Source organism: Variovorax sp. 05T418 (genome assembly GCF_056396385.1).
The window spans coordinates 61,373-76,325 of record NZ_JBFTLJ010000004.1 but is presented as its reverse complement, the minus strand read 5'-3'; the positions used below and the strand labels follow the sequence as shown (position 1 = coordinate 76,325).

The following is a 14,953-nucleotide window of genomic DNA, read 5'->3' as shown; positions in this document are numbered from 1 at the left end:
TGGGTTCAGAGCGCAAAGCGCAGCCGCTCGAAGGGCAGCGCTTCAGGAAGGGGAGCGGGCCGTGCAGGCGCCGTGCGCGCGCCTTCGCCGAGCGCGCGGCGCAGGAAGGCGCGGGTGCGCTCGCTTTCGGGCTGGCCGAAGATGCGCGGCGCAGGGCCGTGCTCGACGATGACCCCGGCCTCGGTGAAATACACCTGGTCGCTGATCTCCTCGGCAAAGCGCATCTCGTGCGTCACCAGCACGCAGGTCAGGCCCTCCTGCACCAGGTCGCGGATCACGGTCAGCACCTCGCCGACGGTCTCGGGGTCGAGGGCCGAGGTCACTTCGTCGAACAGCATCAGCTCGGGCCGCATCGCCAGCGCCCGCGCGATCGCAACGCGCTGCTGCTGCCCGCCGGAAAGCTCGCCGGGATAGGCCGCCTCCTTGTGCGACAGCCTCACCTTGTCGAGCAGCGCACGCGCTTCGCGCTGTGCCGCGGCGCGGTCGCGGCCCGCCACGCGCGTGGGCGCGATCACCAGGTTTTCCAGCACGGTGAGGTGCGGGAACAGGTTGTACTGCTGGAACACGAAGCCCACGCGCTTGCGCAGCGCGATCAGCTCGGCTTCGGAGCGCAGCGCGTCCACCTGCGTGTCGCCCACGCGGATCGCGCCGCGCTGCGGCCGCAGCAGGCCGGTGATGCAGCGCAGGATGGTCGACTTGCCCGACCCCGAGGGGCCGATGATGGACACGGCCTCGCCGCGCCGCACCTCCAGGTCGATGCCCTTGAGCACCTCGTTGGCACCGAAACGCAGGTGCACATCGCGCAGCGCCACGAGCGGCGCTTCGTGTGCGGCAGCCGTGGTGGCGGAGGATCTATCAGTGGCGGTCATGGCGACGCTCCAGCGCGCGGGTGGCGCGCGCGATCGGATAGCAGCAGGCGAAGAACAGGCCCAGCAGCGTGAAATAGACAAGGATGGTGAAGTCGGTGCGCGCCACCGTGTTGCTCGCGATCTGTGCCGTGTCGACCACGTCGTGCACGCCCACCAGCGAGGCCAGCGCCGTGCTCATGGTGATGCTGGCATAGAGGTTCATCCACGGCGGCAGCATGCGGCGCAGGCACTGCGGCAGCACGATCAGGCGAAAGATCTCGCTGCGCCTGAAGGCCAGCGATTGCGCCGCCTCCCACTGCGCGCTCGGGATCGACTGGATCGCGCCGCGGAAGATCTCCGCCACGTTCGCGCTGGCCGGCAGTGCCAGGCCCAGCACCACCTTGATCCAGTCGGGGAAAGGAAAAGTCCACGACACCAGGTGCAGCTCGAACGGGAACACATAGGTCGTGAAATAGACCAGCACCAGCACGGGCGCATTGCGAAAGACCTGCACATACCAGCGCGCGGCGACGCGCAGCACCCGCAGCGGCGAGAGCGACAGCGCCCCGACCAGCAGCCCGGCCAGCGTGCCCAGCACCATTGCGAGCACGCTGATCTCGATGTTCGCCAGGAGGCCGCGCAGCAGCGCGGGCAGCCATGTCCAGAGATGGACGAAGGCCGTGGGCGTGGTGCCGGTGGCGGCCCAGAAAGCCACGAGCGCCAAGGCGGCCCACGCGGCCAGGGCCCACGGCCTGCGCCACGCGGGCGTGCCGGCGTCCGCGGCGATGGCCGGGGCGCTGCCTTGAGGAAGCGCGATCTCACTGGCCATAGCCGGACATCCTCAATCGTTCCTCGAGCCAGCGGCCCACCAGGCTCACGAGCCAGGTCAAGAGGCCGAAGAAGACCAGGATCAGCAACAGCAGTTCGAGCACGTTGTCCCGCTGCGTCCAGATCATGATCGATTCGTAGGTCACGTCGCCCACCGCGATGGCCGAGGCCACCGCGGTCATCTTGACCAGGTCGACCAGGTTGTTCACCAGCGCGGGCAGTGCGAAGCGCAGCGCAAGCGGCAGCTCCACGCGCCACAGCAGCTGGCGCTGCGAGAAGCCGAGCGAGCGCGCCGCCTCCAGCGTGACGCGCGGCACGGCCTCGATGCCCGCGCGCAGCGCCTCGGCATGGAACACGCCCTTGTGCAGCGACACCACGATCACCACCCACACGAAGGGCGTGAGCGGATTGCCGCCGGGCAGCTTCACGTGCTGCGTGATCAGCATGTTGAGCACGAGGAACGCGCAGTACAGCTGCACCAGCGTCGGCGTGTTGCGCGTGACCTCGACGAAGGCGCGCGCCGGCTGCACCAGCCAGGCACGGCCCGACGTCAGCGCCGATGCGATCAGCACGCCGGCCGCAAGGCTTGCGGGAATGGTCAGCAGGCACAGCTGCAGCGTGACGCCGAGTCCGCGCAGGAAGGCGCTGCGCTCGCCCAGGTCGAGCACGAAGGCGTAGTTCAGCCCCACCGTCTTGAGGGCGGCCACGGCCTGCGCGAGCAGTGCTTCGCTCATCCGACGCTCATCAGGGCGCCTTGAACCTGGCCTGCAGTTCGGTCAGCAGCGGCTGCGGCGGCTCGATGCCGTTGCGCTTTTCGGTGGCAATCAGCCAGCCGCTGCGGTGCCATTGCTGCACGACCTTGTCGACGGCGGCGATGGTGTCGGCCTCGCCCTTGCGGGTCCACACCACCGAGGGCGCGGGCAATATCTCGTCGCGGATCGGCGCCGCGTAGGCGGCCCATTCGGCGTTGCTGCGAAGAAGCGGCTGGATCAGCGTGGCGTCGTGCACGGCCGCCACGCAGTTGCCGCCGCGCAGCGCGAGCAGCGATTCCGCAGAGGTCTTGAAGCCGCGCACCTGCGCGCCGTATTGTTCCTGCAGCGGCTTCACGTAGCTGCTGCCCTGGGAGGCGCAGACCACCTTGCCGCGCAGGTCTTCCCACTTGGCGATGCCGCTGGTCTTGAGTACCGCGGCGGTGCCGCCCACGCGGTAGAAGGGCGTGGGCGCATGGCCCAGGATTTCGCCGCGGTCGGCGTTGTATTCCATCGAGGCGATCAGCAGGTCGACCTTGCCCGACTGCAGGAACTGCACGCGGTTCGAAGGCTGCACCTGCACCAGCTCGGCCTCGGCGCCGAGCTGCTTTGCAAGATCACGCGCCAGGTCGGGGTTCCAGCCCACCAACTGCTGCGTGGCCGGATCGATCGAGCCGAAGGGACCGCCGCCCACCACCACACCGATGGCCACCTTGCCGCGCTGCTTGATGCGATCGAGCGTGGCGTCGGCGTGCGCCGCAGCTGCGCCCAGGCCCAGAACCGCGGCCAGTGCGATGGCCATGCGGGAAGAGAAGAGGGGGGTGGGTCGGAGGCGGGAGGTCATCGAATGGGAAGAGCGAAGGAATCGGGCGGAGAGAGAGCCGGCGATCTTGCGAGGCCGCGTCCGCCGCCGCAACGAATGCCTTCGACTATCGATATGCATTTTTTCGTGCGAAGACGGATCGGGTCGTTAGACCATTTGGTTGTTTGGAATCGACTTTTCGGTTGTTTGAACTTCATCGCCCCGCTCCTAGAGTGATGGCCATCGCCACCAAGCCGGATGGCGAATGAAGAAGCAACGCACAGGAGCCCAAGCGCATGTCAGTGGAAGTTGAAGAAGATCTCGCCCTCTTGCCGCCCGCCCTGGAGGAAGCGCGCATTCGTGCGGCCGATGCGGGATGGCCCTATGCCGGCGGCGTGACGCCGCCCGTCGCATGGGCGCTGGTGCAGGGCGGCCGGGCCGTGCTGGTGGATGTGCGCTCGGGCGAAGAGCGCAAGTTCGTGGGCCATGTGCCCGAGAGCCTGCACGTGGCCTGGGCGACCGGCACGGCGCTCACGCGCAATCCGCGCTTCGTGCGCGAGCTGGAGGCCAGGCTGGCGAAGCACGGCGGCAAGGACGCGGTGGCGCTGCTGCTGTGCCGCAGCGGCAAGCGCTCGGCACTCGCGGCGGAAGCGGCCGCCAAGGCCGGCTTCACGCACGTGTTCAACGTGCTCGAAGGCTTCGAGGGCGAGATCGACGCACGCCAGCACCGCGGCGCCTCCGACGGCTGGCGCTTCCACGGCCTGCCGTGGGTGCAGGACTGACGGCAGCGTTCCAGCATTCCTTTCCAGGGAGAACAACCACATGGCTCATTTCGAGGTGGGCGGCATCGTGCGCGCGCTGCATGGCGTGCGCGACGAATGGCGCGATTCACAGCGGCGCTCGCGCGAGCCCGGCGCACGCGAGTTTCCGTCGCGCGACGCGCTCGCGCAGATCGTCGAATCGCTCAAGGGCGCGCTGTTTCCGATGCGGCTCGGCCCGCCCGACCTGCGCCATGAGAGCGAAGACTTCTACGTCGGCCACTCGCTCGATTCCGCTTTGCAGGCCTTGCTGGCGCAGGCCCGCCTCGAGCTCGAATTCAACGCCCGCCACGAGCCGCGTTCCCCGGGCGAGATCGACGATGCCGCGACCGATGCGGTGCGCCGTTTCGCGAGCGCGCTGCCGGGCCTGCGCCGCCTGCTCGACACCGACGTGCTCGCGGCCTACCAGGGCGATCCGGCCGCGCGCAGCGTGGACGAGGTGCTGCTGTGCTATCCCGGCGTGCTCGCGATGATCCACCACCGGCTGGCGCACGAGCTCTACAAGCTTGAATTGCCGCTGCTGGCGCGCATCGTGGCCGAGCTCGCGCATGCGCAGACCGGCATCGACATCCACCCCGGCGCGCAGATCGATGCGGGCTTCTTCATCGATCACGGCACGGGCGTCGTCATCGGCGAGACGGCGGTCATCGGCAACCGCGTGCGCCTGTACCAGGCCGTCACGCTCGGTGCCAAGCGCTTTCCGACCGATGCCGAAGGCAACCTGCAGAAGGGCCTGCCGCGCCACCCGGTGGTGGAGGACGACGTCGTGATCTACGCCGGCGCCACCATCCTCGGGCGCGTGACGCTCGGCAAGGGCGCGGTCATTGGCGGCAATGTCTGGATCACGGAGGATGTGAGGCCGGGCGCGAGCGTCACGCAGGCCAGCCTGCAGAACGCGCCGCAGGGAGCGGGCGCATGAAGGACTTCGTCGAAGACTTCGGCGTGACCATCCGCCAGCTGCGCGAAGGCAAGGGCTGGTCGCAGGAGGCGCTGGCCGAGCGCGCCGACCTGAACCGCTCCTATGTCGGCGAGGTGGAGCGCGGACGCGTCATTCCGTCGATCGTCACGGCGCACAAGCTGGCCGCGGCGCTGGACATCAACATGGTCGGCCTGCTGCTGCGTTGCGAGCAGCTGGAGCAATCGCGCCTGGTGCGCAGGATCAACTTGGCGGCTATAGCCTGTTGAGGGAAAACCCCAGGCCGCCTGACACTTGCGGCCACCTTCCCCATACGGAGCCTTGATTCATGAGCGCAACAGTCGGTGGTATCACCGCCCTTGGCGACAACGCCGCCCGCCAGCTGGCCAACGCCACCAAGACAGTCCCGCAGCTGGAGACCATCAGCCCGCGCTGGCTGACACACCTCTTGCAATGGGTGCCGGTGGAGGCGGGCATCTACCGCGTCAACAAGGTCAGGAATCCCGAATCGATCAAGGTCACCTGCACCTCGCGCGAAGAAGAGAACCAACTGCCGCGCACCTTCGTCGACTACGAAGAGAACCCGCGCGAGCACTACCTCAACGCCGTGAGCACCGTGCTGGACGTGCACACGCGCATCTCCGACCTCTACAGCAGCCCGCACGACCAGATCAAGGAACAACTGCGCCTCACGATCGAAACGATCAAGGAGAACCAGGAGAGCGAACTCATCAACAACCCCGACTACGGCCTCCTGGCCCAGGTGAGCGAAGAGCAGCGCATCTTCCCGCTGACCGGCGCGCCCACGCCCGACGACCTCGACGAGCTGCTGACCAAGGTGTGGAAGGAGCCCGCCTTCTTCCTCACGCATCCGCTGGCCATTGCCGCCTTCGGCCGCGAGGCCACGCGCCGCGGCACGCCGCCGCCGACGGTGAGCCTGTTCGGCTCGCAGTTCATCACCTGGCGCGGCATTCCGCTGATCCCGTCGAACAAGGTGCCCGTGGCCGACGGCAAGAGCAAGATCCTGCTGCTGCGCGTGGGCGACAAGCGCCAGGGCGTGGTGGGGCTGTTCCAGCCGGGGCTCTCGGRCGAGCAGGGCCCGGGCCTGTCGGTGCGGTTCATGGGCATCAACAACCATGCGATCGCGTCGTACCTGATCTCGCTGTACTGCTCGCTGGCGGTGCTGACCACCGATGCGCTGGCCGTGCTCGACGACGTCGAGATCGGCAAGTACCACGACTATCCCGACACCTACAAGTAAGCCGCGGTGAGCAGCACACCCTCGATTCCAGGCGAGGCGCCGTTCGATCCGGCCGTTCTCGCACGCATGGCGAGCGCCATGTTCTCCGCACCGCCGGGCGCGCAGTTTCCTGCCAACATCGCGCCCCCGGGGTCGCCGCTGGCGAGCCCCGCGGGCTTCGGGCCCAGCGTGCCCGGCACGCCGATTCCGCAGGGGCAGATTCCGGGCGCCAACCTGCTGCCGGCATCGCCCACGCAGCTGCCTTCGCTCGCGAATCGCGCGCCGGCGCTGGCGCCGCACGCGGTGGCGGGCAATGGCGTGCCCGACACGGTGCTGTCGGTGGCGCCGGCTTTCGAGCCGCGTTCGGGCGGTGCGGTGCAGGGCGTGCCGCAGCAAGTCGGCGCACCCGTGGCGCCGCAGGCCGGGGCCTCGCCGTTCTACTTCTTGAGCGACGGTTACGGCCATCCATCCGCTGGCACGACCCCCGCCATCTCGCCCCCCGGGCAGGTGTTGCCCCCTCTCCCGCTTGCGGGGGAGGGCGGGAGCGTTCAACCACTTGCTGGCGTTCCGTCGCCGCAGCCCCTCACCCCAGCCCTCTCCCCGGAGGGGCGAGGGAGCCAATCCCGGATGCAAGGGAGTGAGAAGCCGCAGTTCTACTTCGTTGACGCGGTGCGCCTGCCCAATGGCTTCGTCACGCCGGCCAAGCCCGATCCGCGCGGGCCCGATGCGGTGCCGCTCGCGGGCAGCGGCCGGCATCCGCCGTTCGACGTCCACGCCGTGCGCCGCGACTTCCCGATCCTGCAGGAGCGCGTGAACGGCCGGCAGCTCGTGTGGTTCGACAACGCCGCCACCACGCACAAGCCGCAATCGGTCATCGACCGCATCGCGTACTTCTACGAACACGAGAACTCCAACATCCACCGCGCGGCGCATGAACTGGCCGCACGCGCCACCGATGCCTACGAAGGCGCGCGTGAGCGCGTGCGAAAGTTCATCAACGCACCCGAGGTCGAAGAAGTGATCTTCGTGCGCGGCACCACCGAGGCCATCAACCTCGTGGCCAAGAGCTGGGGCGGGCAGCATGTGGGCGAGGGCGACGAGATCATCGTCTCCAACCTCGAGCACCACGCCAACATCGTGCCGTGGCAGCAGCTCGCCGCCGCCAAGGGCGCGAAGCTGCGCGTCATCCCGGTGGACGATTCGGGCCAGGTGCTGCTCGACGAATACCCCAAGCTGCTGAACGACCGCACGAAGATCGTCGCCGTCACGCAGGTCTCGAACGCGCTGGGCACCGTGGTGCCGGTGAAGGAGATCGTCGAGCTGGCGCACCGCGCGGGCGCCAAGGCGCTGGTCGACGGCGCGCAATCGGTCTCGCACATGCGGGTCGATGTGCAGGACATCGGCGCCGACTTCTTCGTGTTCTCCGGCCACAAGGTGTTCGGCCCGACCGGCATCGGCGTGGTCTGGGGCAAGCGCGAAGTGCTGGAGGACATGCCGCCCTGGCAGGGCGGCGGCAACATGATTGCCGACGTAACTTTCGAGAAGACCGTGTTCCAGCCGATCCCGAACAAGTTCGAGGCCGGCACCGGCAACATTGCCGATGCCGTGGGGCTGGGCGCGGCCATCGACTACGTGAACAAGGTCGGCATCGAGAACATCGCGCGCTACGAGCACGACCTGCTCGTGTACGGCATGGCGCAGCTCGGCGCGATTCCGGGTGTGCGGCTGATCGGCACGGCGGCCGACAAGGCCAGCGTGATGTCCTTCGTGCTCGACAGCTACACCACCGAAGAGGTGGGCCACGCGCTCAACGACGAAGGCATTGCCGTGCGCACGGGCCACCATTGCGCGCAGCCGATCCTGCGCCGCTTCGGTGTCGAGACCACCGTGCGGCCGTCGCTGGCGTTCTACAACACCTTCGACGAGATCGACCGGCTGGTGTCGGTGGTGCGGCGATTGGCAGGGCAGCGGCGCGGCTGAACGCCGGGGGGCCGGGCCGGCTCGGCGGCTTCGTGCGCCGGGCGCATATCGATCCCTGCTTTTCTTCGTTGTGCACGCAGGCGGCCGTTGATACGGTCGCCTTCTTTGCATTGCGAGGCAACCAACCATGGGCGCGAGAGATTTCGAGCGGCAGCTTCTTTCGGGGAGCGACGGCTCCGACAGGCATCAGGCCGATGTCCTGGTGATCGGCGGCGGCCCGGCGGGCGCATGGGCCGCGGTGAGCGCGGCCGCGCAGGGCGCGCGCGTGCTGCTGGCCGACAAGGGCTTCTGCGGCACCTCGGGCGCCACCGCGCCCTCGGGCACCGGCCTGTGGCATGTGCCACCGGACGGCTCGGCGCGCGAAGAGGCCAAGGCCAGCCGGCTTGCCATGGGCGGCCATCTCGCCGAGCATGCCTGGATGGACCGGGTGCTCGAGCAGACCTGGGCCAACGTCGAGCGGCTCAAGGACTGGGGCTATCCGTTCCCCGCCGACGACCAGGGCGCGCTGCGCTGCACTTCGCTGCAAGGGCCCGAATACATGCGGCTGATGCGCAAGCGGGTGAAGGAAGCGGGCGCGCGCATCCTCGACCACAGCCCGGCGCTGGAATTGCTGGTGGACGAGCACGGCACTGTCTGCGGCGCCACCGGCGTGAACCGCCAAAGCGGCAGCACCTGGGTGGTGCGTGCCGGCGCGGTCGTCATCGCCACCGGCGGTTGTGCCTTCCTGAGCCGGGCGCTCGGCTGCAATGTGCTCACCGGCGACGGCCAGCTGATGGCGGCCGAGGTCGGCGCGGCGCTGTCGGGCATGGAGTTCTCGAACGCCTACGGACTGGGGCCGGCCTTCTCGTCGGTCACCAAGTCGCTGTTCTACAACTGGGCGACTTTCTACACGGCCGACGGCACGGCCATCGAAGGTGCGGGCTCCTCCAAAGGGCGCGGCGTCATCGCGCAGACGCTGCAATCGCAACCGGTGTTCGCCTGCCTCGACCGCGCCGACGCGCAGATCCGCGCATGGATGCGCACGGCGCAGCCCAACTTCTTCGTCTCCTTCGACCGCCAGGGCATCGATCCGTTCACGCAGCACTTTCCGGTGACGCTGCGGCTCGAAGGCACGGTGCGCGGCACGGGCGGCCTGCACCTGGTGGACGACAGCTGCGCCACCTCCGTGCCCGGCCTCTACGCCGCGGGGGATGCGGCAACGCGCGAGCTGATCTGCGGCGGCTTCACGGGCGGCGGCAGCCACAACGCGGCCTGGGCCCTGTCCTCCGGCTTCTGGGCCGGCGCAGGCGCGGCGGCCTTCGGACGCGACGCGCGCGCCGTGGGTTCCAGCCGCACGGCCTTGCGCGCCGGCGGCGTGGCGCTTTCCTCGCGCGGCGCCGCGGCCTTCGACAGCCAGGAAGTGATTCGCACCGTCCAGGCGGAAGTCTTCCCCTACCAGCGCAACTGGTTCCGCGAAGGCGATGCGCTGCGCGATTCACTCGCACGGCTCGATGCCCTCTGGACCCGCCTGCGCACCAGCGCGCCGGCTGCCACGGCGACAGAGGCTGTTCGCGCACGCGAAGCCGCCGCCATGCTGGCCACCTCGCGCTGGATGTATCGCAGCGCCCTGCAGCGCACCGAAACGCGCGGCATGCACCGCCGGCGCGAACACGGTGCGGCCGACCCGGCGCAGCGCCACCGGCTGCTCAGCGGCGGGCTCGACGAGGTCTGGGTGCAGCGTCATGCCGTGCGGGACGAGGTGGCCGCATGATCGAAGTCATCAGCGCCGAGCGCTGCACCGGCTGCAACATCTGCGTGAACGCCTGCCCGACCAACGTGTTCGAGGCGGTGCCGGGCGGCCCGCCGCGCATCGCCCGGCAGGACGACTGCCAGACCTGCTTCATGTGCGAGCTGTACTGCCCCGAGGATGCGCTCTACGTCGCGCCCATTGCCGACCGCAGTGCCACCGCCGAGGAGCGCGATGCCGCGGCCGCGGCCCTGATGGGCAGCTACCGCAGTGCCATCGGCTGGGGCCGCGGCCGGCAGTCGACCGCTTCGGCCGATGCGAGCTTCGAGCTCCTGCGGCGGGCGCACTGAGCCCTTTTTTTTCTTCCTTCCTGCTGCGAGTCCTCCCGATGTCCGATCTCTCCAGCCGCCGCCGGTTGCTGCGCGGCGCCGTTGCCGCAACCGCCGCGAGCGCATTGCCCCGTTTCTCCTTTGCGCAGGGCAGCGGCCAGGTGCTGCGTCTCGGCTACATCGGCCCCGGCAAGAAGCCCGCGGCCGCCACCGGCTGGGCGCTGCGCCAGGGCCACCTGCTGCGCGAGCTGGCCCCGCTCGGTTTCAAGGAAGTGACGACGCGCAATTTTCCGAACGGGCCCGATCTCAACGAGGCTTTTCTTTCGGGCGCGCTCGATGTCGGCATCTACGGCGACACGCCCGCCGTGGTGGCCCGCTCGCGCGGCCTCGAGGGCCAGCTCATCGGTTTCGACGCGGTGGGCATGAACGTCTGGCTGCTCACGCCGCGCGACGGCGTGCGCAGCGTGAAGGCGCTCGAAGGCCAGTCCATCGGCGTGGCGCGCGGCTCCTACATGCACCGCTACGTGCTGGGCCTGCTCAAGGAGAACGGGCTGCAGAAATCCGTCAAGGTGATCCACATGTTCCCGCGCGACGGCGAGGCGGCGCTCGACCAGGGCTCGATCGCGGCCTTCGCAGCGCAGGTCGACGTGGGACCGCTGCTCGCTTCGCGCGGCTATCCGGTCATCGACGAGGCCGAGAAGCACCCGGCGCTGCGCGGCACCTCGGTGATCGTTGCGTCGAGCAAGCTGCTGGCGGCCGCGCCCGGACTGCCTGCGGCCTGGACGCGCGCACGCCGCACGGCGCTGCAGGAGATCCGGCGCAACAGCGCGGACTATTACGCCTTTCACTCGGAGGTGAGCGGCTTTCCGCTCGAGATCGTGAAGATCTCGCACCCGCTCTCCCACTTCCCCGAGGCCGCGTATCCGCCCGAAGGCCTGGCGCTGCTGGACGAGGTCAAGAAGTTCCTGCTCGCCGAGAACCTCGTGAGCCGCGATTTCGCGCTCGCGCAATGGCGCGCCCAGGAAGACTGATGCGCACCGTGCTCAGGAATGGCAGACGAAGCCGTCCTTGAGCAGCGTGATCTCGAACTGCAGGTTGCCCACGCGCGCGCCGCGCGCCTTGTCCAGCGTACCGTCGGCACGCCATTGGCGCAGGGCCGCCGCCAGGTAATCGCGCGAGACGACATCGCTCTCGGGCAGGCGGATGGCTGCATCCGACGGTGGACGCAGGCCGCTCGCCAGCGGCTTGTAGAAGCGCCATTCCTCGCTCCGCATGAGCCGTTCCAGCACCTCGGCGTCCTCGGCGAGCGCCGCGCATTCGCCGGCCATGAAGGCCGACGCCGCATGCACCGAAGAGGGATAGCTGCGCGGCTGCGCGCCATAGCGCTGCGACACCGCGGCGGCGTAGCCCGAACCTTCGCCTACGCAGACCGGTGCGCCGCGCAGCGCAGATGGCTCCTGAACCTTGCCGCGCCTGAGCGAGACAACCAGGCCGCGGCCGATGTCGTAGCTGCCGGGGGCGGCCGCGATGCCGGAGGTGGCTTGCGCGGGCACGCCGGCCACCAGCAGGTCGACGCGGCCTTCGCGCAGCGCAGCCTCTTGCGCCGCAGGGTCGAGGCCGACCAGCTCCAGCGGCACGCCGAGCGAAGCCGCCAGTTGCCGTGCGAGCGTGGCGTCGAAACCGTCGGGTTCCGGCGGCGTTGGCGCCTCGGGCGGGGCAGGGCGCGGATAGCGGCGCACGCCGACGACCAGCTTGCCGCGCTCGATCGCATGGGCGAGCACCGGTCCCTTGGGCAGGCCCGACAGCGGCGGCGTCGTGAAAGCCCGGGCGCCGCCGAGGCCCGCGACCGCCATGGCCAGCACGAGCGCCGTGCCGGCCAGTGCCAGCCCGCGCTTGGGCAACCTGTGCTCAGTCATCGAGGCTCAGCCCCTTGCGCCAGCGCAGCAGCCGGCGCTCCAGCAAGGCCAGCAGGTAGTTGAGCAGCAGGCCGAGCACGGCCAGCAGCAGGATGCCGGCGTACATCGTCGGGATCTGGAAGGTCTCCTGCGAATTGAGCGTGAGAAAGCCCAGGCCCGAATGCGCGCCAATCATCTCGGCCGCCACCAGCGCCGTGATGCTGTAGGCGCCCGCCAGCCGCACGCCGGTGAAGATCGACGGCAGCGACGCCGGCAGTACCACCTTGAAGAAGACGAAGCGCTGCGAGGCGCCCATCGACAGCACCGAGTTGACGAGCAGCCGGTCGACCTGCTTCACGCCGCTCACCGTGCTCAGCAGCACGGGCCAGAACGAGGCCCAGAAGATGATCGCCACCTTCGACAGCTCGCCGATGCCCAGGAACAGGATGAACACCGGGAACAGCGCGAAGGCCGAGGTCTGGCGAAACAGCTGCAGCACCGGATCGACGATGGCCGCCAGCCGCTTCGAGCTACCGATCAGGAGACCCAGCACCACGCCCGAGAAACTCGCGAGCAGCAGGCCCCACAGCGAGCGCTGCAGGCTCGCCGCCACATGCTTCCAGAGCTGGCCGGTGTCGACGAGCTGGGCGATGCTCGCGAGCACGGCGGACGGTGGGCTCAGGTAGGCATCGCTCACGACGCTCAGGCGCGGCAATGCCTCCCACAGCGCCAGGAAGATCACGATGCCAATGCCGCGTTCGGCCACGCGGCCAAGGCTGCGCGCGAACCTGAAGAAGCGGCCCGGCGGGCGGGCCGCCGGCGCATCGAGCACCGCGCTCATGACACCACTCCCTCGAGCGACCGCGGCTTCAGCCCGAGCTGCACTTCATCCTTCAGCACCTCCCACGCGCGCTGGCGCAGCGCCGCGAACTCGGCCGTATGGCGCACCTGCGCCAAGCGCGGGCGCGCGAGCGGAATGTCGATGATGTCCTTGATGCGCCCGGGCCGCTGCGTCGTCACCGCCACGCGGTCGGAGAGGTACACCGCTTCCTCCAGGCTGTGCGTGATGAAGACGATGGTCTTGCGGTACTGCTCCCAGATGCGCAGCAGCTCGCCCTGCAGCACCTCGCGCGTCTGCGCATCGAGCGCCGCAAACGGCTCGTCCATCAGCAGCACGTCGGGCCTGTAGGCCAGCGAGCGTGCAATGGCCACGCGCTGCTTCATGCCGCCCGAGATCTCGTGCGGGTAGCGGTCTGCAAACCCATGCAGGCCCACCAGTTCGAGGTATTCGTGCGCGGTGCGGCGGCGCTCGGCCTTGCCAATGCCGCGAATCTCCAACCCCACGGCGATGTTGTCGAGCACCGAGAGCCACGGAAACAGCGCATAGCCCTGGAACACCACGCCCTGGTTGCGGTTGATGCCCGCAAGCGGCTGGCCGTTGATGGCAATGCGCCCGCCGGTGCGCTCCGTCAGCCCGGCCAGGATGCCGAGGAAGGTCGACTTGCCGCAGCCCGAGGGGCCGAGCACCGAGAGGAATTCGCCGTCGCGCACATCCAGGTCGAAGCCTTCGAGCACGCGCACGCGCTCGCTCGCACCGCGCGCCGCATAGTCCATCCGCAGGTCGCGGGCCGAGATCTTGAAGCTCATGGCGGGCGTGGGGTCAGGACTTCGCGGCCTGCTGCTGCGCGAAGGGATTGAACTCGTTCGTGTAGACGTCCTTCACCGCCACCTTGCCGGCCGCGAGCTTGCCCTCGGACTGCAGGATGTCGATGTAGTACTGGATCGGCGGCTCGGTCACCACCAGGTCGTCGACATAGGCGTAGCGGTCGACGTTCTTCAGGTCCATGTTGATGCGCTTGGCCACCAGCTTGCGCGCTTCCTCGGTGTTGGCGTTGACCCAGTTGCCGGCCTTGGCGAGCGCCGCCACCACATCGCGCACCGCCTCGGGGTGCTGGCGGATGAACTGGCCATGCGCGCTGTACGGCGCCATGCCGCCCAGGCCGCCGTCCAGGTCGTAGTCGCTCCACAGCCGCACCAGGGGCTCGGCGTTGTCGGCCCGGCCCGAGAAGGGCGCGTGGATGATCGCGAGGTCGGTGTTGCCGGTCACCAGCGTCTGCTCGGCCTGCTCGTCGGGCACCACGACGAAGTTGATCTTCGCCACGTCCACGCCGTGCTGGCGCAGGTACTTCTTGGTCACGAACTCGGCGCAGGCGCCGAAGCTGTTGAAGCCGATGGTCTTGCCCTCCAGGTCCTTCGGGTTGCGGATGCCCGAGTCCTTGCGAACGAAGTACTTCATGTGCGGCGCCTCCTGCAGCGTCTTGCCGCCCGCGGCCACCACCTTGAGGTCCGCGCCCGACGCAATGGCCGAGATCACCAGCGGCACCATGCGGCTGCCGAAGTCGATCTCGCCCGTGCCCACCAGCGGAATGATCTGCGGCGCGGCGATCTTGCCGACGTACTCGGGGCGGGTGTTGGTGCCGTCGAAGTAGCCGAGCTCGTCGGCCAGGTAGATCAGGTCGAACGACGGGTTGTTCGGGTACTTGAACGCCACCTTGTCGCCGGTCTTCTTCACCACGGCCGGGCCACCGGCCTCGCGCGAGCAGCCCGAAAGCCCGAGGCTGCCGATGGCCGCCACGGAGGCGAGCGAAGCGAAGGTCTTGAGCGCCAGGCGCCTCGAAGGCGGGGCGCTGGCATGGGAAGAGGAGGGCGTCTCGATGGGCATGGCGGCGCGCTCCGGCGCGGGAGCGGTCTGGCTGGTTGCGAAGCGCCGATCCTAGGAAGCCACGCCTGCTTCCTCAACGAAGAAAACCGCGCATCCATAG

At 69.0% G+C, this 14,953-nt stretch carries 16 protein-coding genes; 8 read left to right on the top strand and 8 right to left on the bottom strand.

Translation table 11 applies throughout. The features are described 5' to 3' along the window. Nucleotides 1-5: 5 nt before the first annotated feature. The 4 genes from AC1DMS_RS08800 to AC1DMS_RS08785 are packed head-to-tail and all read right to left on the bottom strand — an operon-like array spanning nt 6 to nt 3,227. The gene (locus tag AC1DMS_RS08800) at nt 6-869 is read right to left on the bottom strand and encodes an amino acid ABC transporter ATP-binding protein (RefSeq protein ID WP_436289101.1); all 864 of its coding nucleotides are present in this window, start codon (nt 867-869) and stop codon (nt 6-8) included. Then, nucleotides 856-1,677 (bottom strand): amino acid ABC transporter permease, encoded by an 822-nt coding sequence (locus AC1DMS_RS08795; protein WP_278875109.1) that lies wholly within the window; start codon nt 1,675-1,677, stop codon nt 856-858. Before AC1DMS_RS08795 ends, AC1DMS_RS08800 begins: the two co-directional genes overlap by 14 nt. After that, nucleotides 1,667-2,410 (bottom strand): amino acid ABC transporter permease, encoded by a 744-nt coding sequence (locus tag AC1DMS_RS08790; protein ID WP_436289102.1) that lies wholly within the window; start codon nt 2,408-2,410, stop codon nt 1,667-1,669. Before AC1DMS_RS08790 ends, AC1DMS_RS08795 begins: the two co-directional genes overlap by 11 nt. A gap of 10 nt (nt 2,411-2,420) precedes the next feature. Continuing rightward, nucleotides 2,421-3,227, bottom strand: coding sequence for a transporter substrate-binding domain-containing protein (locus tag AC1DMS_RS08785; protein WP_478180876.1), 807 nt, complete (start codon nt 3,225-3,227; stop codon nt 2,421-2,423). 296 nt (nt 3,228-3,523) lie between these two features. On the opposite strand from AC1DMS_RS08785, the gene AC1DMS_RS08780 reads away from it, so the two are divergent. The 8 genes from AC1DMS_RS08780 to AC1DMS_RS08745 all read left to right on the top strand — a co-directional run bounded on the left by AC1DMS_RS08780 (nt 3,524) and on the right by AC1DMS_RS08745 (nt 11,267). Further along, nucleotides 3,524-4,009: a rhodanese-like domain-containing protein gene (locus AC1DMS_RS08780; protein WP_012747025.1), complete on the top strand. Its 486-nt coding sequence runs from the start codon at nt 3,524-3,526 to the stop codon at nt 4,007-4,009. 40 nt (nt 4,010-4,049) lie between these two features. Further along, nucleotides 4,050-4,964, top strand: coding sequence for a serine O-acetyltransferase EpsC (gene epsC / locus AC1DMS_RS08775; RefSeq protein WP_027729423.1), 915 nt, complete (start codon nt 4,050-4,052; stop codon nt 4,962-4,964). Next, a complete protein-coding gene (locus tag AC1DMS_RS08770; protein ID WP_012747027.1) occupies nt 4,961-5,230 on the top strand; it encodes a helix-turn-helix domain-containing protein in 270 nt (89 codons plus the stop codon). The genes epsC and AC1DMS_RS08770 overlap by 4 nt, the downstream gene beginning before the upstream one ends. A 59-nt stretch (nt 5,231-5,289) precedes the next feature. Continuing rightward, nucleotides 5,290-6,222: a family 2A encapsulin nanocompartment shell protein gene (locus AC1DMS_RS08765; protein WP_478180875.1), complete on the top strand. Its 933-nt coding sequence runs from the start codon at nt 5,290-5,292 to the stop codon at nt 6,220-6,222. 66 nt (nt 6,223-6,288) lie between these two features. After that, the gene (locus AC1DMS_RS08760; protein WP_478181060.1) at nt 6,289-8,181 is read left to right on the top strand and encodes a family 2A encapsulin nanocompartment cargo protein cysteine desulfurase; all 1,893 of its coding nucleotides are present in this window, start codon (nt 6,289-6,291) and stop codon (nt 8,179-8,181) included. Between the two features lie 127 nt (nt 8,182-8,308). After that, nucleotides 8,309-9,931 carry an FAD-dependent oxidoreductase gene (locus tag AC1DMS_RS08755; RefSeq protein ID WP_027729421.1) on the top strand — a complete coding sequence of 541 codons (1,623 nt, stop codon included), beginning with the start codon at nt 8,309-8,311 and terminating at the stop codon, nt 9,929-9,931. Next, nucleotides 9,928-10,257, top strand: a complete 330-nt coding sequence (locus AC1DMS_RS08750) for a 4Fe-4S dicluster domain-containing protein (RefSeq protein WP_027729420.1) — start codon at nt 9,928-9,930, stop codon at nt 10,255-10,257. Before AC1DMS_RS08755 ends, AC1DMS_RS08750 begins: the two co-directional genes overlap by 4 nt. A gap of 38 nt (nt 10,258-10,295) precedes the next feature. Next, nucleotides 10,296-11,267, top strand: coding sequence for an ABC transporter substrate-binding protein (locus AC1DMS_RS08745; RefSeq protein ID WP_027729419.1), 972 nt, complete (start codon nt 10,296-10,298; stop codon nt 11,265-11,267). A 12-nt stretch (nt 11,268-11,279) separates the two neighbouring features. On the opposite strand, the gene AC1DMS_RS08740 is transcribed toward AC1DMS_RS08745, so the two are convergent. From AC1DMS_RS08740 to AC1DMS_RS08725, 4 genes are read right to left on the bottom strand one after another with little or no spacing between them, the layout of a single operon-like run. Further along, complete coding sequence (locus tag AC1DMS_RS08740) at nt 11,280-12,152, bottom strand: substrate-binding periplasmic protein (RefSeq protein ID WP_436035602.1); 873 nt, start codon at nt 12,150-12,152, stop codon at nt 11,280-11,282. Beyond that, nucleotides 12,145-12,972 carry an ABC transporter permease gene (locus AC1DMS_RS08735; protein ID WP_478180874.1) on the bottom strand — a complete coding sequence of 276 codons (828 nt, stop codon included), beginning with the start codon at nt 12,970-12,972 and terminating at the stop codon, nt 12,145-12,147. Before AC1DMS_RS08735 ends, AC1DMS_RS08740 begins: the two co-directional genes overlap by 8 nt. After that, on the bottom strand, nt 12,969-13,778 hold the full coding sequence (locus AC1DMS_RS08730) for an ABC transporter ATP-binding protein (RefSeq protein ID WP_478180873.1): 810 nt from the start codon (nt 13,776-13,778) through the stop codon (nt 12,969-12,971). The genes AC1DMS_RS08735 and AC1DMS_RS08730 overlap by 4 nt, the downstream gene beginning before the upstream one ends. Before the next feature lie 13 nt (nt 13,779-13,791). After that, nucleotides 13,792-14,853 (bottom strand): ABC transporter substrate-binding protein, encoded by a 1,062-nt coding sequence (locus AC1DMS_RS08725; protein ID WP_049805735.1) that lies wholly within the window; start codon nt 14,851-14,853, stop codon nt 13,792-13,794. Nucleotides 14,854-14,953: the final 100 nt, after the last annotated feature.

Coding starts and splice junctions, on each gene's coding strand:
- AC1DMS_RS08800 (WP_436289101.1), bottom strand. CDS start 869: ATGACCGCCACTGATAGATCCTCCGCCACCACGGCTGCCGCACACGAA.
- AC1DMS_RS08795 (WP_278875109.1), bottom strand. CDS start 1,677: ATGGCCAGTGAGATCGCGCTTCCTCAAGGCAGCGCCCCGGCCATCGCC.
- AC1DMS_RS08790 (WP_436289102.1), bottom strand. CDS start 2,410: ATGAGCGAAGCACTGCTCGCGCAGGCCGTGGCCGCCCTCAAGACGGTG.
- AC1DMS_RS08785 (WP_478180876.1), bottom strand. CDS start 3,227: ATGGCCATCGCACTGGCCGCGGTTCTGGGCCTGGGCGCAGCTGCGGCG.
- AC1DMS_RS08780 (WP_012747025.1), top strand. CDS start 3,524: ATGTCAGTGGAAGTTGAAGAAGATCTCGCCCTCTTGCCGCCCGCCCTG.
- epsC (WP_027729423.1), top strand. CDS start 4,050: ATGGCTCATTTCGAGGTGGGCGGCATCGTGCGCGCGCTGCATGGCGTG.
- AC1DMS_RS08770 (WP_012747027.1), top strand. CDS start 4,961: ATGAAGGACTTCGTCGAAGACTTCGGCGTGACCATCCGCCAGCTGCGC.
- AC1DMS_RS08760 (WP_478181060.1), top strand. CDS start 6,289: ATGGCGAGCGCCATGTTCTCCGCACCGCCGGGCGCGCAGTTTCCTGCC.
- AC1DMS_RS08755 (WP_027729421.1), top strand. CDS start 8,309: ATGGGCGCGAGAGATTTCGAGCGGCAGCTTCTTTCGGGGAGCGACGGC.
- AC1DMS_RS08750 (WP_027729420.1), top strand. CDS start 9,928: ATGATCGAAGTCATCAGCGCCGAGCGCTGCACCGGCTGCAACATCTGC.
- AC1DMS_RS08745 (WP_027729419.1), top strand. CDS start 10,296: ATGTCCGATCTCTCCAGCCGCCGCCGGTTGCTGCGCGGCGCCGTTGCC.
- AC1DMS_RS08740 (WP_436035602.1), bottom strand. CDS start 12,152: ATGACTGAGCACAGGTTGCCCAAGCGCGGGCTGGCACTGGCCGGCACG.
- AC1DMS_RS08735 (WP_478180874.1), bottom strand. CDS start 12,972: ATGAGCGCGGTGCTCGATGCGCCGGCGGCCCGCCCGCCGGGCCGCTTC.
- AC1DMS_RS08730 (WP_478180873.1), bottom strand. CDS start 13,778: ATGAGCTTCAAGATCTCGGCCCGCGACCTGCGGATGGACTATGCGGCG.
- AC1DMS_RS08725 (WP_049805735.1), bottom strand. CDS start 14,853: ATGCCCATCGAGACGCCCTCCTCTTCCCATGCCAGCGCCCCGCCTTCG.